Below are 14,712 nucleotides of genomic sequence, written 5' to 3'. Positions count from 1 at the left end.
TTAGTCAGACTCAGAGGTGTTGTCGGAAGTTGTGGTCAGCCGATCCAGCCGGGCGGCAAGGCGGTCGCAATCGCTACGGCAGGCGTCGATGCCGCGGAACAGCAATTCGGCTTCGGCCTTGGCCGGCAGTTCGCGGGTTTCTTCCTGCAGAAATTCTTCCAGGTTTAGCCGCAGCGTATGCAGGCTTTGACCGGTCCAGCGTTTGCCGCCGCGAACGATATCGCCCAGTTGCCGCGCCAGTCGCTCGCCGGTGAAGCGGGCCAGTTTGCCCTGCAGATCGATATCGAGTTTTTCGAACAGGCGCTGGAATTTGCGGGCCAGTTGTACGTCGCCGGCCAGGCGCACTTCGCCTTTGAACAGCGAACGCATCGGCGTGGCTCTGAGGCCCATCAGGCCCAGCGACGATAAGGAACCGCTCAGGGTGGCGTCGGCCGCCGCCGGATAACTGTCCAGGATACGGATAGTGTCGCTGCCGGGGCATAAAAACAGGCTGCTGCCGAAGGTATCGATCCGCAATTCAATGACCTTGCCCGCCATCGGCGCCAGATATTGTTCGCTGTGGCTGTCCAGCGCCAGATAGCGGACCAGTGCCGCTTCGAGCGCGGATATCAGCAGTGGTTTCAGCGAGCCGGGCATTTATTGGGCCTGCTGCTGTTGTTGCTGCAGATAATCCCGCATGTCTTCGTTATCGATCCGATGGTATAAATCGGCGACGGCTAAGCTCAGACCGACGCTGTCGAAGCTGATATTGTCGTCGAGAGAGGAGTGCGTCGGTCGCCAATCGGCTTCGCTGATCGGGTATTGCGCCTGTTGCAGAGCCATCTTCGAATCTCGCTACCGGGTCCGTGGGTCGGCTTAAAACTTGTAACCCCGGTGCACGGCAACGATGCCTTGGGTCATGTTGAAATATTCGCAACGCTCCAGGCCGGCGTTTTCCATCATTTGCTTCAATTCGTCCTGCTTCGGGTGCATCCGGATCGATTCGGCCAGATAGCGGTAACTGTCCTCGTCCTTGGCAACGACGGCGCCGATTTTCGGCAGGATGTTGAACGAATAAAAGTCGTAGACTTTTTCGGTGATCGGGTCGATCGGATGCGAGAACTCCAGCACGATGACGCGGCCGCCCGGCTTCAAAACCCGATACATCGAGCGCAGCGCAGCGTCCTTATCGGTGACGTTGCGCAAGCCGAAGCCTATTGTCACGCAGTCGAAGGTGTTGTCGGCGAACGGCAGGCATTCGGCATTGACCTGGGCATAGCGGATATTGCCGGCAACGCCTTTGTCGATCAAGCGGTCGCGGCCGGTGCGCAGCATTTCCGAATTGATGTCGGCCAATACCACCTGGCCGGATTTGCCGACCCGTTTCTCGAACAGCAAGGTCAGGTCGCCGGTACCGCCGGCCAAGTCCAAAACCTTATCGCCCTCGCGAACATTGGCCAGTTGCACCGCAACCCGTTTCCAAATCCGGTGGATGCCGAGCGACATCAGGTCGTTCATCACGTCGTATTGACGGGCGACCGAATCGAAAACGCCGCGCACCAGCGCGACTTTATCTGCCTTGGGGACCTGTTTGAAGCCGAAATGGGTGGTATTGTCGTTTGTCATGATTCGATTCAGTTGTGTAAGGGCGAGCGGCGGCTGATGCCGGCGGCTTGCAATGCTTCCAGGTAAGCCGACCACAGCAGCGGGAAGTCGGAACCCAGCTTGTACAGCAAGTCCCAGCTATAAATGCCGGTGTCGTGGCCGTCGCTGAAGATGAGTTTCACCGCGTAATTGCCGACCGGCTGAATGTCGGTAATGGTGACGTCTTCCTTGCCGGTTTGCAGAGTTTCCTGACCGGGGCCGTGGCCGACCGCTTCCGCCGATTGGGTGAAAACCCGCAGATACTCGCTGGGCATCTCGAAGATGCTGCCGTCGTCGAAATGGATTTCCAAAATCGCCGACACTTTGTGCAGCTTGATTTCGGTAGGTTGGCAATGGCAGGGAGTGATGGCTACGCGCATGGTCGGTTATAAAATGTAGCGGCTCAAGTCTTCGTCGTCGGCCAGTTCCAATAGGTGGGCGTCGACGTAAGCGGCGTCGATGACGACCGATTTCTCCGGCAGATCCGGCGCGCTGAAGGAAATGTCTTCCAGCAGTTTTTCCAGAATCGTATGCAGGCGGCGGGCACCGATGTTCTCGGTCTTTTCGTTGACCTGCCAGCCCAGTTCGGCAATGCGTTTGATGCCGTCTGCGGTAAATTGCAGATCGACGCCTTCGGTTTTCAGCAACGCCTGGTACTGCTCGGTCAAGGACGCATCCGGTTCGGTCAGAATGCGGACGAAGTCGTCGGCGCTGAGTGCGTTCAACTCGACCCGGATCGGAAAACGGCCTTGCAGCTCCGGGATCAGGTCGGACGGTTTGGTTAAATGGAACGCGCCGGAGGCGATGAACAGGATATGGTCGGTCTTGATCATGCCGTATTTGGTGGTGACGGTGCTACCCTCGACCAGCGGCAGCAAATCGCGCTGCACGCCTTCGCGGGAGACTTCGCCGCCGCCCGTTTCCGCGCGTTTGCAAATCTTGTCGATCTCGTCCAGAAACACGATGCCGTGCTGCTCGACGGCTTCCAGCGCCGATTGTTTGATTTCCTCTTCGTTGACCAATTTGCCGGCTTCCTCTTCCTGCAGCAGTTTCAGCGCGTCCTTGATTTTCAGTTTGCGCGATTTGGTGCGGCCGCTGTTCAGGTTCTGAAACATGCCCTGCAACTGGCTGGTCATTTCTTCCATGCCCGGCGGCGCCATGATTTCGACGCCGACCGACGGTGCGGACACGTCGATTTGGATTTCCTTATCGTTCAAATCGCCTTCGCGCAATTTTTTGCGCATTTTCTGCCGGGTGGATTCCTCGGTATCCGACAGCATGCCGCCCTCGGCCCGCGGCAAAAGAATGTCCAGTACTTTGTCTTCGGCGGCGTCGGCGGCCCGGTTTTGCACCTTTTCCATGGCCGATACCCGCGTCATTTTTACCGCACTGTCGATCAGGTCGCGGATGATGGATTCCACGTCGCGACCGACGTAGCCGACCTCGGTGAATTTGGTGGCTTCGATTTTGATGAACGGCGCATTGGCCAGTTTGGCCAGACGGCGGGCGATTTCGGTTTTACCGACGCCGGTCGGGCCTATCATCAGGATGTTCTTCGGCGTGATCTCGTCGCGCAATTCGGGTGCAACCTGGCTGCGGCGCCAGCGGTTGCGCAGGGCGATGGCGACCGAACGCTTGGCGTCGGCCTGACCGACGATGTGTTTGTCCAGTTCGCTGACGATTTCTCTCGGGGTCATTTGACTCATGGTTTACTCTTGCGGCGCCGCTTGCGGTTCGGCGTCCAATTCTTCGATGCGTAAGTTGTGGTTGGTATAAATGCAGATGTCGGCGGCGATATTCAAGGCCTTTTCGACGATGTCGCGCGCACTAAGTTCGGTGTTTTCCAGCAAGGCGCGGGCGGCGCTTTGGGCGAAGGCGCCGCCGGAGCCGATGGCGATGAAATCGTGTTCCGGTTCGATCACGTCGCCGGTGCCGGAGATGACCAGGGAAGTTTTGCTGTCGGCGATGATCAGCAGTGCTTCCAGTTTACGCAGGGCTCGGTCGGTACGCCAGTCTTTGGCCATTTCTACAGCGGCGCGGGTCAGGTTGCCGCGGTGTTTTTCCAGTTTGCCTTCGAAATGTTCGAACAGGGTGAAGGCGTCGGCAGTGGCCCCGGCGAAACCGGCTATCACTTTGTCGTGGTACAAGCGTCTGACTTTTCTGGCATTCCCTTTCATTACGGTGTTGCCCAAAGTAACCTGACCGTCGCCGCCGATCACGACCTTGTCGCCGCGCCGGACCGATAGAATTGTGGTGCCTCTGAAGTTGGTCATAAGCTGGGAAACTGAAAACGGAAAGGCGGCGATTTTACATGTTCTGGGCCCGGATGGGTTAGAAGTTTAGCAAGCGCAGGCCTTGTCGGAAAAAGGTTCGGAGATTGAACAAAGCACTAAAACTGATTAAAGTTGAAACTGCTGGTATTTTAAGGATGCGCCGTTTTGTCGGGCGCTTCCAACATTACAACAACAATAACAACAAGAGGCTAGTCATGAATTTGTCGATTCGCTGGAAAAGCGCGCTGCTGTTGGGCGCCATGGTTTTTTCGAGTGTGGCGTTGGCGCTGACACCCGAGGAGGAGGAACGGTTAAAGGAATGCAAACGGCCCAAATTTCGCGATTTCGTTCCGGAACATAAAGCCGAAGTCGATGCTGGGGTCGATATGTCGTTCCATGTCTCGCACAATGCCGATCCGTTGTCCATCAGTGCCGAGGCCCGCGGCGAGAAAATGAAGGTCGAGGTGGTCGATAAAAAGACTTTTTATTTCGTTAAATCCAAATTGCCGCAACTCAGTCCGGGATTCGCCCGGATCCACGTCATGGCCAAATCGGCCGAAAGCAAAGTCGAGTCCGGCTGCTGGGGGCAGGACGGCTGGTTGATCAAAATCAAGGGTGAAGAGGCTGCGGCCAAGCCGGCAGTTCCGGCAGCGGCTCAGTAGCGGATTTTATCGGTCTGGATTTGCCATAAGCGGAACGGTTCCGCGGCAGATTCTAGTGGCAGATGCCGCATAACGATCTGGCGCTGCTCGGCAGGTTTGTCGATTTCAGTGTAAATCAGGCTGTCGTCAAAGCCGGCTTGGGCGGCATCGTCGCGACTACTGGCGAAATAGACTGCGTCCAGCCGGGACCAATAAATCGCGCCCAGACACATCGGGCAGGGTTCACAACTGGTGTAGAGCACGCAGTGTTTCAATTGAAAGTCTTGCAAATACTGGCAGGCTTGGCGGATGGCCAGCACCTCGGCATGGGCGGTGGGGTCCATGTTCTCGGTGACGCGATTGCCGCTGGCGGCGATGATGCGCTGGTCTCGCACGATCAGCGCGCCGAACGGGCCGCCGCCGTTGCTGACGTTGAAGCAAGCCAGTTCTACCGCTTGATGCAGAAAGTCCTGGTGCATCAGAGGCCCAGCGGATTGCGCGGATCGACGCCGTCCATGAACGGCAGCCGGCGGTCTTCGTTGGTGATTTGGTAGACCTTGCCCAGCCAGTTGTTGAATACGGCTTTGGCCGAGTCGCGCCAGGTGATGTCCAGACGTTCGACGATTTGCTCCTCTGGCATTGCTTTTAGCTGCCGGCCGCCGTGGCGGGCGGCCTGGACGTGGCTGGCGTAGTCGGCCAGCAGGCGTTGCGCCGCTTCGTCGAAATAGTGTTCCGGATAGGGCGGATAATCGTCGCGTTCGGCGCGGTAATAGCGCAGTACCTCGCGTTTATATTCCTTCAACAAGCTGATGTCGTCGTACTCCGGATGGCCCTGGAAGAACACGATCCGGAAGCCGTCCGGGCTGACCGCCAAATGTACGCCGGCCTGGTCGCTGGCGACTAATACCTTTAAGCCTTGTTTTTCCATGTCGCTACGGAAAACCTCGTTGAACCGAGAATGCGGTACATCGAAGCGGGTATTGATTTCGGCTACCAGCGGGTGGTTGCGATCAACCACCTTGTGCGAGTAGACCCCCCAACGCTTGGCCGGCAGCCGGGTGCGTTCGATACCGTAACAATGCTGAATCAGAGCATGGGTGGCGAGGCAGGAACAGAGCACCGAAGTGACGTTTTCCTTGGCCCACTCGAACACTTCGGTCAGCGGCCGCCAAAAATCCTCTTCCTGTAAATGGTCGTGGGTGACGTTGGCGCCGCTGATGATCAAGGCGTCCAGGCCGTCGCGCTTGATCTGTTCGAAGCTTTCGTAATATTTGGCGATATGCGCCAGAGCTTCCGGGCCGCGCTCCAGGCCGTCGATGGTAAACGGGTGGACGTGGAACTGGGCAATTTGGTTGCAGGCGCCGACCAGACGGAAAAACTGGCGTTCGGTAGCTTCCAGCGCGGCATCCGGCATGATGTTCAACAGGCCGATGTGCAATTCGCGGATGGATTGGTGGGCAGCGCGGTCCGGCGTCAGAATCTCTTCGCCTTCTTCCTGCAAGCGGCGGAAAGTCGGTAATTCGGTATGAGCGACTAAAGGCATGTCAGTGGGCCGCTCAAGCGCTTTGGCGGGCGATCGCCGCGGCGATCAGTTGGACGAAATCGTCCTCGGTTTGCACTTTGGCGGTTTCGTCGGCGCTGATCGTGTAACCGTATTGGGCGGCGATTGCCTCGTAACGCGGCACCCGCGCCTTGAACAATTCCGGAAACACCCAGCTGACGAATTCGTCCGGCGGAATCTGGTCGGTGTTCTGGTAGTTGCGTTCGCGCATGAATTGCGCCAGCTTTTCATCGACGAATTCCGGCCGGTAATACAGCGGTTTTGGATCTTGCTTGGCGCGGTCGATGATGGTCTGTTCCAATGCCGGCGGAATTTTGATGTAAACGATCAGCGTATGCTTGGCCAGGTTTTCCAGCACTTCCGGGCAATCCAGTTCGCAGACGCTGCCGCCGGCGTCGTTGATGAAGTGCTTGTAGCCGTAGATGGCTTCGGCTTTATGGATGAAATCCGGCACGTCGTTCATCGCCGCGATTTCGGCTTGATGGTGCAGGGCTTGCCGACGCTTGAATTCGGCCTGACTCAAACCGCCTTTGCCGGGGTCGCCGATTTTGCCGAGGAAGCTGGATACCGGCGCCAGATTGTCGACGGTGATGTTGCTGCAAATATAGATCGAGTCGGACTTAAGCAGGTCCCGCAAAAACGGCACGCCCATCGCTTGCTGTTTGATGTTGTCCAGTATCGGCTCTTCCAGGTATTTGGTGCCGATCCGGTAGTCGCCGGAATAATGGAACCATTTGTCTTTGGGCAGTTTGGCCGATAGCGTGGTTTTGCCGGCGCCGGACATGGCTAACAGGGTGATGCTTTTGGACTCCCAGTCCAAAAACTGTTGCGGGGTCATTCTCATAAGGTCGTGTTTAATCCAAAAAGTCGCTGATATCCAAATCTTCCGAATCGGCCCGGCTGTGGCGGTCGGGATCGGTATAGCCGAGATCGTCGGCTTCCAGATCGTCGAACGGTGCGCTCCAGTCGTCCGGATCTTCGATGTAATCGATGGTCGAGCCGTACCAAGACTCGTTATCGTACTCGCCTAAATCGCCGTTGGCGTATTGCACTTCGATCGATTCGTCGGCTCCTTCGATCGCCACTACCTTGAAAGTAAGATTGCTTTCCAAATCTTTATACCAACGGCCGATGACCGGATCTGCAATGGTTGTCATGGTTGCATCCTCGCTGTGTTGATGTGGTGGGCAATGATAGCGAGTTTGGTGGGGCGGTGCGAGTGCGCAGGCGTAAAACCGCGATCAAATTCGATTAGAATGTGCCATTACTTGCAGCTTTAGGCCGTTATGAACGAAGAACGCATTATCGAATTGGAGATTAAGCAAGCGTATCAGGAAGACCTGATTCAGGCTTTGAACCAAGTGGTGGCCGATCAGCAAAAACAGATCGGCAAATTGGAGGAGACCTGCAAGTTGCTGCACGACAAGATCAAGAGTTTGGCGCTGAGCATGGCCGAGCGGCCGTTGCTGCCGCTCGACGAAAAGCCGCCGCACTACTAAGCGGCGGCCGGTTAAGACTTGGAGCGGTTGCGGTGGCCGATTTTGCCGTGGTTGCCGGTCGCAGCCACGGTTTGTTTCGGTTGCGGGAAGGAGCTGCAATCCAGATTTTTGCCGTGCAGGCGGCGGCAGAAATCGCGGCTGTCGTCCTGTTGCAGGCCGGTCCATTGGCTGAGCCAGACGGTGCCTCTTTTGTTTTTGCTCTTGACGATACGCGGTTGACCGCTTTTTGCCAACGGGCCTAATGCGTTGCGGACCCGTTGCAGGTTGACGTCGGCATCGATTTTGCGCGGAAAGCTGCCCAGGCTGACGTTCCACGATGCGGCGCTATAGCGGGGCTGCGGCTTGTTTGCCGCCAGCAGCCGGCGCTCGCGGCTTTCCGGCGTTTCGTTGATCCTAATCGGTTCGTAACGGCTGATGGCACCGGAGTCTGCGCCCATTTGCGCGGCACTGCCGGCGCAACGGTTAGATGCCAATTGAAACGGTGGCGGCAATTGCGCGGCATCGTGCAATTGCGAGATGTGTTCGCCCAACTGGCTGTTGCCGCTCTTGGCAAAGCCCATATCCAACAGGTTGCCCATTTGCTCGAAACGTTCGCCGCTGCTGTGGGCGCCGAGCAGTACGCCGATGATCCGGTGGCCGTTGCGTTTGGCCGAAGCGATCAGGTTATAACCGGAGCCGCAGGTAAAACCGGTTTTGAAGCCGTCGGCGTCGGGGTAGGTTTTCAGGATTTTGTTGGTATTCGGCATTACCCGGCCTTTGTAGCGGAATTCGGTGGCCGAGAAGTAATGGTAATACTGCGGAAAATCGCGCAGCACCGCCGCCGATAACAATGCCAGGTCGCGGGCGCTGCTGATTTGGCCGTCGTCCGGTAAGCCGCTGGCGTTTTCGAACGAACTGCTGCTCATGCCCAGGCGGTGCGCGGTTTGCGTCATCATCGCCGCGAAATTGGATTCGGTTCCGCCCAGTCTTTCCGCCAACACCACCGCCGCATCGTTGGCCGAGCGGGTGGTGACGGCCATGATCGCTTGTTCGACGGTCAGGCTTTGCCCGGCGCGCAAGCCCAGCTTGGAACTGGGCATAGATGCGGCGTGTTTCGATGCGTAAACCGTATCGGTTAGTTTCAGGTTGCCTGATTCGAGCGCGGCAAACGTCATGTACATGGTCATGACTTTGGTCAGCGAGGCCGGATACCAGCGCTGGGTGGATTCATTCTCGTGTATCACCCGGCCGCTGTCGGCGTCGATGACAATGGCCGCATAGCGGGCGGCCGCAAACGGGCTCTGCAGCATCAGGCAAGCCAGGGATATTAGGGCGAAACGGGGCTTAGGCAGGCGGCTCAAGTTATTACTTTGCTCCAGGAAGGTTGTGTAAGCGTTTGACGATATTATTTAATCAGAAATTTCAATTTCGACAAAGGCGGATTTCGTGGCGGGTTGGATGGATTCGACTGGCCGAGTGGTGGATTTTTACCGGAATCGGCCCGGAAAACCCGGCTCTACCGTATCGTAGTGCCAATCTTGGTGCCGAAATCGCCCGCCGCCGGCACCGATCGGCAAAATAGCGAAAACCGGCGGCGCTCGGGTCAGACGCTGCTGCGCAGCTTGAATTTGTGACGGGCTTGGCGTTTTTGCAGCCAGCGAATCAGGCCGGTGACGAACAGCAGCGGGCAGGCCGATCCCGAAATCAACACCAGCAATTGCCCGGTCAAGCCGAAGGCTTCGCCGGTATGCAAGGGATGCAGCCAATTGATCAGCGTGTCGGAACCGCCCAGCTCGACGGGATTGCTGACCGCCAATACTCGGCCGCTGTATTGATCCACCCAGACATTGGTTTTCGGGAAGCGTTGGCTGGGCTCGCCGTCTTGGCGCAGATTGATGCGGAAACTGCCGCCAGCATCGTGCGGGGTTTCGATCCAGCACAAGCGGGCGTCGGGAAAAACCGACTGGCCGGCGGCGACGGCTTGATCGAGGCTTATCCGCTGCTGCCCGGCGCGGGCCGGGAAAGATTGCGGCTTTGGCGTGGGCTGCAGCGGCGAAAAATAGCCGAACAGCGGATTGACGTATTGTGGAATTTCCAGGGCAACGCCGCTCAGCGCCAAAACCAGCATCACGATGAAAGTGTAAAAACCCGCCAATTTATGCAGATCGTAATTCAGCCTTTCCTTGCTGGCGTTGGCCTTAACTGTCAGCGCGGTTTTTAGTTTGCTTAACGGCGGCCACCACAGGTAGAGGCCGGAGATCAGCGAAATCAACAAAAAGCCGCCGACAATCGCCATCAAAATTTTACCGGGCTCGTCCAGTAACAGTTTGTAATGCAGGTCGTACAGCCAGGTCATCGCAAACTCGCCCCAAAAGCGGTTCGCCAGCACCTGGCCGGTATAAGGGTCCAGCGAAACCATCAACGGGGCGAAACCGTGGTGGGCGGTTTCTTCCGGTTTGTAATAGCGGGCGGTGACGGCGCGGTGAGGGTCTGCAGGAATTTCCAGCCGCCAGCCGCGTTGCCGGCCTGGTTCCGCCTGGCGCAAAGCCTGGTACAGGGCTTCGTAGCTTTGCCGCTGTGCATTGGGCTGGGCGATTACCAATTGCGGATTCAGCCATTCGTCGAGATCGAGATAGAACACCAACAGGCTGCCGGTCAGACCGGCGACTGCAATAACCAAGCCCAAGCTCAGACCCAAATAAAGATGGACCGCCAACCAAAGCTGGCGGGCGGTCTGTTTCCTGTTGGCTGTTAAAGCTGGCGCAGCCATGTTTTAGTAGTCGAACTTGACATTGACTGCGCCGTAGAAAGCGCGACCGTCACCCGGTGAGTAAAAGGCATAACGTTGGCCAGCGCCATAACTTTCGTCATACCACAGGTATTCGCGCTGGGCGTCAGTCAGATTTTTGGCCTGGAATTGCAATTCGACTTCCTTGGTTACCTGATAGCCTAAGTCCAGATTCAATAAGGCGTATTCGCCATGTTTACCGGCGTCGTTGGCTTGATCCACAAAGTAGTTGCCTTGGCCGCTGGTCCATAGCGATGAACGCAGTTGTTCGGTGACTTGGTAATCGATGCCGGCCGAAAACAGATAATTCGGCGTATTCACGACCTGATTGCCGACCGTGTATTCCATGGTATTGGTGACAACCGCCGGTGGGTTGGTTACCTTGGCTTCCTGCAAGGAATAGGCCGCCCAGATGCCAAAACGATCGGTCGGATAAACCTTGATTTCGATGTCGACGCCCTGGCGTTTGGTGGGACCAATCAAGGTCGAATCAGCACTGGCCAGATTACGGCTGATCTCGTTGCTGGCATCCTGCATCCAGTAGGCTACCCGGCCTTCCGCCCAGTCGACCGGTTGCAGTTTAAAGCCGACTTCCCAGCCGTCGTTCAGAGAAGGACCGGTATTTGATTGGTTGCGCCCGATAAAGGTGGCTTGCCCAAGTCCGACTTGGAAGGTTCGGCCCCAGTTGCCATACAGACTGTAACCCTCGATTGGCGTGATTACCGCGCCTATTTTGGGTTGTGAGATGGTGCCATAATCGTTGATCGGATAGGCGCCAAAGGTAGCGCCGGGACGGTAGCTGAAAAAGTTGCCGTCAATGACGTCGGCGCGATAGCCGGGCGTCAGTTTCAGCCATCGGGTGGGCTTGATTACCGCCTGAATGTAACCACCGTAATTCAGAAACGTCCAATGCTCGTCGTTGCGGATGTTGGTCGCACTGCTCGGGTTGGGTATGCCGTTGGTGGTTCGGTACTGTTTGTATCGGTTTTCCTGTTGTTGGAAATCAAAGCCGGTTTCAATCGAGAAATCGTCCAGCCAGCTGATTTGCGGGTGATAAGTCAGCGAGGTTATCGCACCGTACTGCACTTCGTCGCGATCCCGTTTTACCTGGGAAAACGCCGGGTGAAAACGCACCAGGCGCTGATCATCGAAAATATTGCCGTACGCCTTGTTCGACCAGAACAAAGTTTCGCTCAAGTTGACGTCGAGATGGGCGCTAACCTGGCCTATCGTGCGCTTGCTGTAATCCAGCGGGTTGTGCGGTGTGGACTGTGTGGTACTGGCTAATTGCTGTTGATAAGTCAGATAGCCCGGCTCTTGCGCGCCGGCCTCGCTCCAACGGGCGATTAAACCGGCTTTATATTTATCGGTTGGTGCGTAAAACCACTTGCCGGAAAAGCTGTTCTTGTCCGAATCGCTACGATCGCGATAGCTGTCGCTGGCGCGATACGAAATCTGGTAGTTCTGAGAAAAGCCGTCCTTTTCGTAACCTAAACCGGATTGGATTTCGTGGGTGTCGAAACTGCCGTAACTCATCCGGCCTTTGACGTAATTGCCGCCGGTGGTGGTGGTCATGTTGACGTTACCGGCAACGTTATGCAGGCCGTAACGCGGATCGTTGGTGCCCCGCACCACCTCAATCGATTCGATATCCAGCGGAAACAAGGCATCCAAATAAGGCATGTTGCCGTCGTTCGAGTTGCTGGGAATGCCGTCGATCAGTAATTTCACCGCGTTGATCCTGCCTTCGCCGTTGAAGCCGCGGAACGAAAATTTGCCGGTGGTGGTGCCTTGGCCGAATTGGGTGATTTGGATGCCCGGCATCCGATGCATTAAGTCGAATGCGGTCAATACGTTCTGGTCGGCGATCTTGTCGGCATAGAGGATGTCGACTGATGTCGCGATGTCCTTGCTAGTCAATTTGCCGTTGTCCGGCTGTTCGTTGACCGTAACTTCGCCGAGCGAGATGATCGAATCGTCGCGGATGGCTTGCGGTTTCGGCACCGGCGGGGCCTTCTTGATGGTAATCACGCCGCCGACAATCTCCGACTGCAGCCCGTGTTTATGCAGCAACCGGTCCAGCGCTTGCTGTACGGTGAATTCGCCGCGCAGCGCATCCGCTTGAATGCCGTTGACGATCGAGTCGGCGTAGATCAATTTGGCGCCGCTGGTCTTTGCCAAACTGTCCAGGCTGGCGGCGAGGCTTTGGGCCGGCAGATCGAGTTTGCTCGATACGGCTTCGCCGGCCCAGGTATTGCTGGCGATTGCCAGAGACAGGGCCAGCATCGGCAAAACGATGCGGCGTCCGCTGCGCTGCCGGTCAGTTGGACTGCTTGATAGAGTCATTTTCATCTCCTGATTTATGAAGGTTGGCCAGACCTGTGCCTGGGCATACCGTTCATAACGAAGCAGAACAAGGAAACTGGACAGTTTTGCCGAAAAAAATTGGTTCGGGGGAATTCGGCGTAGCGGCTGCGCTTAGCGTTTGTGTAGTACGATAGTGTCTTTACTGCGTTGTACCCGTAGCGGCAATATGCTTTGCACGGCCTGTAGAAACGGCTGGAGATCGGTGGCGTCGAAACGTCCGCTTAGGGTTTGGCGGCCGAGCGACGCGTCGGCGAGCACGAAGTGAAGGCTATGGTAGCGCTCAAGTTCTTTGATCACGTCGGCTAGCGGCGTGTGGTCGAATAATAACTGGCCGCGGGTCCAGGCCAAAACCGGTTCGGCGTCGACTTTTTCCTGGCTTTGCCAGCGCCCGTCCGCATCCAGGCGGCGGCTGAATCCGGCGCGCAATGCTTCTCCCAGCCAACGGCTGCCGACCCGCATTTCCACTTCCCCTTCCAACACCGCAACGGAGGTGCCGTCGGTATCCTGATGGCGGACATTGAACAGTGTGCCGATATCGCTAATGTGCAGTTTTCCGGCATGGACCCGAAACGGACGCCAGCGCGCGTGGGCGACCTCGAATACCGCTTCGCCTTGCTCCAGTTCGATATCTCGACGTAACCAGGATATGCGGGTTCGCAGGCGAGTAGCGGTGTTCATTTCCAAGCGCGAGCCGTCCGCCAGCGCCAATGTGCGGCGTTCGCCGATTCCGGTTTGGTAAGTAGTGGTTGGTGTGGAGAATTCCTGCCATGCTCCGCCGAATACCGTCGCCAGTAATATCCCGGACAACAGTTGCCGGCTATGGCGCCATCGTTGCGGGCGAACCGATCTGGCCTGGTTCAATTCCGCCAAGTCTCTCGACTTCAGCGTGTCCAGATTGCCCCAAACTTGTTCGACTTCGCAAAAGGCGCGGCGATGCTCCGCACTTGCCTCCAGCCATTGCTCGAATTGCTGGCGTTCTGCGGCGGCGACATGCTCTGATTGCAGCGCTACGAACCAAGTCGTGGCCTGCCTCAGAGTGCGTTGCGAGGGCGAGGTTGATGACATCGGGTGGTACCAGGTTAGTCAACGGAGTTAACTCTTAGTCAGTTTAGCCGGTTTTGCTAAACAAGAGTTGAGACGTATCGGTCGTGGGATGCTAAGGCAACATGTCCAGGCAATATTGGTGGCAATGCAGCATCGCTTTGACCAACTGGCGCTGTACGGTTTTTTCGGATACGCCCAGCCGATCGGCAATTTCGCGGTAACCGAGTTCGTCGACCTTGCGTAGCAACAATATGTGGCGGCATTGCGCCGGCAAAGCGGCGATCGCTTCCAGTACCCGGCGGTAACGCTGAGTGACGATTGCGGCGTCCTCCGGTTGTGGCAGCGGGCAAAGGGCGTCTTCCGCTAACGGCTCTTGGCGGGCGCTGTGGCGCTGGTTGTGGCGGACGAAATCGATTGCCAGCCGCTCGGCGGTGCGGAACAGGTAACCGCTCAGGTTGTCGGTATGGACCAGCCCGTCTTTCCGCAACAGGCGTAAATAGGTTTCCTGGCTCAAGTCCTGTGCCGTGTCGGGGCATTTGACGCGCTGTAACAGAAAATGCACGATCGCTTCCTTATGGTCGCGGAATAGTGCGGCAACCTGATCGGCGGGAATGGCGGCAGCGGACAAGACGGGCTCCGGTGAGAACAGATGGAGTTAGATTGAAGCAATAAATTTGCCAGTTGAGCAATGCTGATATAAGTACCGGATTTCAAGGCCGCGGGCGGACCAGCCGGCAGAAGAACGTAGGCGGAATAATTAATCTAAGTTAAATAACTCAATCGTGTCGGCATATCACGCAGTTTTATGCGCTTCAAAATATTCGACTACGAACCAAATCGGCCAAGGTTAGGCCGCCGATACGGAATTTTGCCGGGAGGTGTATGACGGCCGCCGATAGCTTGCTGACCTCGGCTTGGGGTTTGCTATATCATGCCG

17 protein-coding genes are annotated in these 14,712 nt (G+C 56.9%); 2 read left to right on the top strand and 15 right to left on the bottom strand.

What is annotated here, in order from left to right:
* Genes PL263_RS11290 through hslV form a run of 6 tightly spaced genes read right to left on the bottom strand, consistent with a single transcriptional unit; the run spans window position 1 to window position 3,896 of the window.
* Window positions 1–636 carry an SCP2 sterol-binding domain-containing protein gene (locus PL263_RS11290; RefSeq protein ID WP_278209492.1) on the bottom strand — a complete coding sequence of 212 codons (636 nt, stop codon included), beginning with the start codon at window positions 634–636 and terminating at the stop codon, window positions 1–3.
* Window positions 637–822 carry a hypothetical protein gene (locus PL263_RS11285; RefSeq protein ID WP_278209491.1) on the bottom strand — a complete coding sequence of 62 codons (186 nt, stop codon included), beginning with the start codon at window positions 820–822 and terminating at the stop codon, window positions 637–639.
* A gap of 33 nt (window positions 823–855) precedes the next feature.
* Window positions 856–1,605, bottom strand: a complete 750-nt coding sequence (gene ubiE / locus PL263_RS11280) for a bifunctional demethylmenaquinone methyltransferase/2-methoxy-6-polyprenyl-1,4-benzoquinol methylase UbiE (RefSeq protein WP_140910821.1) — start codon at window positions 1,603–1,605, stop codon at window positions 856–858.
* Window positions 1,606–1,613: 8 nt separating this feature from the next.
* Window positions 1,614–2,003 (bottom strand): DUF971 domain-containing protein, encoded by a 390-nt coding sequence (locus PL263_RS11275; RefSeq protein WP_140910820.1) that lies wholly within the window; start codon window positions 2,001–2,003, stop codon window positions 1,614–1,616.
* A gap of 6 nt (window positions 2,004–2,009) precedes the next feature.
* Complete coding sequence (hslU, locus tag PL263_RS11270; protein WP_140910819.1) at window positions 2,010–3,329, bottom strand: ATP-dependent protease ATPase subunit HslU; 1,320 nt, start codon at window positions 3,327–3,329, stop codon at window positions 2,010–2,012.
* 3 nt (window positions 3,330–3,332) lie between these two features.
* The gene (hslV, locus tag PL263_RS11265; RefSeq protein WP_140910818.1) at window positions 3,333–3,896 is read right to left on the bottom strand and encodes an ATP-dependent protease subunit HslV; all 564 of its coding nucleotides are present in this window, start codon (window positions 3,894–3,896) and stop codon (window positions 3,333–3,335) included.
* Window positions 3,897–4,111: 215 nt separating this feature from the next.
* Here hslV and PL263_RS11260 point away from each other — a divergent pair, with 215 nt between their 5' ends.
* A complete protein-coding gene (locus tag PL263_RS11260; protein ID WP_140910817.1) occupies window positions 4,112–4,558 on the top strand; it encodes a hypothetical protein in 447 nt (148 codons plus the stop codon).
* On the opposite strand, the gene PL263_RS11255 is transcribed toward PL263_RS11260, so the two are convergent.
* Genes PL263_RS11255 through PL263_RS11240 form a run of 4 tightly spaced genes read right to left on the bottom strand, consistent with a single transcriptional unit; the run spans window position 4,552 to window position 7,255 of the window.
* Window positions 4,552–5,016, bottom strand: a complete 465-nt coding sequence (locus tag PL263_RS11255) for a nucleoside deaminase (RefSeq protein WP_140910920.1) — start codon at window positions 5,014–5,016, stop codon at window positions 4,552–4,554. The two genes, PL263_RS11260 and PL263_RS11255, sit on opposite strands and share 7 nt — an antisense overlap.
* A complete protein-coding gene (locus PL263_RS11250; protein ID WP_278209490.1) occupies window positions 5,016–6,080 on the bottom strand; it encodes a homoserine O-succinyltransferase in 1,065 nt (354 codons plus the stop codon). Before PL263_RS11250 ends, PL263_RS11255 begins: the two co-directional genes overlap by 1 nt.
* 13 nt (window positions 6,081–6,093) lie before the next feature.
* Complete coding sequence (locus PL263_RS11245) at window positions 6,094–6,942, bottom strand: ATPase (RefSeq protein WP_140910815.1); 849 nt, start codon at window positions 6,940–6,942, stop codon at window positions 6,094–6,096.
* A 10-nt stretch (window positions 6,943–6,952) separates the two neighbouring features.
* Complete coding sequence (locus tag PL263_RS11240) at window positions 6,953–7,255, bottom strand: DUF6763 family protein (protein WP_140910814.1); 303 nt, start codon at window positions 7,253–7,255, stop codon at window positions 6,953–6,955.
* A gap of 129 nt (window positions 7,256–7,384) precedes the next feature.
* Here PL263_RS11240 and PL263_RS11235 point away from each other — a divergent pair, with 129 nt between their 5' ends.
* Entirely contained in the window at window positions 7,385–7,597 is a 213-nt protein-coding gene (locus PL263_RS11235) for a SlyX family protein (protein ID WP_140910813.1), read from the top strand.
* An 11-nt stretch (window positions 7,598–7,608) separates the two neighbouring features.
* Here PL263_RS11235 and PL263_RS11230 read toward each other — a convergent pair whose 3' ends face one another.
* From PL263_RS11230 to PL263_RS11210, 5 genes are all read right to left on the bottom strand, one after another.
* Window positions 7,609–8,886 carry a D-alanyl-D-alanine carboxypeptidase family protein gene (locus tag PL263_RS11230; protein ID WP_278209489.1) on the bottom strand — a complete coding sequence of 426 codons (1,278 nt, stop codon included), beginning with the start codon at window positions 8,884–8,886 and terminating at the stop codon, window positions 7,609–7,611.
* 293 nt (window positions 8,887–9,179) lie between these two features.
* The gene (locus PL263_RS11225; RefSeq protein ID WP_278209488.1) at window positions 9,180–10,346 is read right to left on the bottom strand and encodes a PepSY-associated TM helix domain-containing protein; all 1,167 of its coding nucleotides are present in this window, start codon (window positions 10,344–10,346) and stop codon (window positions 9,180–9,182) included.
* A gap of 3 nt (window positions 10,347–10,349) precedes the next feature.
* Window positions 10,350–12,710, bottom strand: a complete 2,361-nt coding sequence (locus tag PL263_RS11220; protein WP_278209487.1) for a TonB-dependent receptor — start codon at window positions 12,708–12,710, stop codon at window positions 10,350–10,352.
* 132 nt (window positions 12,711–12,842) lie between these two features.
* Window positions 12,843–13,796 carry a FecR family protein gene (locus tag PL263_RS11215; RefSeq protein ID WP_278209486.1) on the bottom strand — a complete coding sequence of 318 codons (954 nt, stop codon included), beginning with the start codon at window positions 13,794–13,796 and terminating at the stop codon, window positions 12,843–12,845.
* 91 nt (window positions 13,797–13,887) lie between these two features.
* The gene (locus PL263_RS11210; protein ID WP_140910809.1) at window positions 13,888–14,403 is read right to left on the bottom strand and encodes a sigma-70 family RNA polymerase sigma factor; all 516 of its coding nucleotides are present in this window, start codon (window positions 14,401–14,403) and stop codon (window positions 13,888–13,890) included.
* Between the last annotated feature and the right edge of the window lie 309 nt (window positions 14,404–14,712).

The organism is Methylomonas sp. EFPC3, assembly GCF_029643245.1.
In the GTDB taxonomy this organism is placed as follows: Bacteria; Pseudomonadota; Gammaproteobacteria; order Methylococcales; family Methylomonadaceae; genus Methylomonas; species Methylomonas koyamae_B.
The sequence above is the reverse complement of the archived record's forward strand: the minus strand, read 5'-3'. Positions and strand labels throughout refer to the sequence as shown.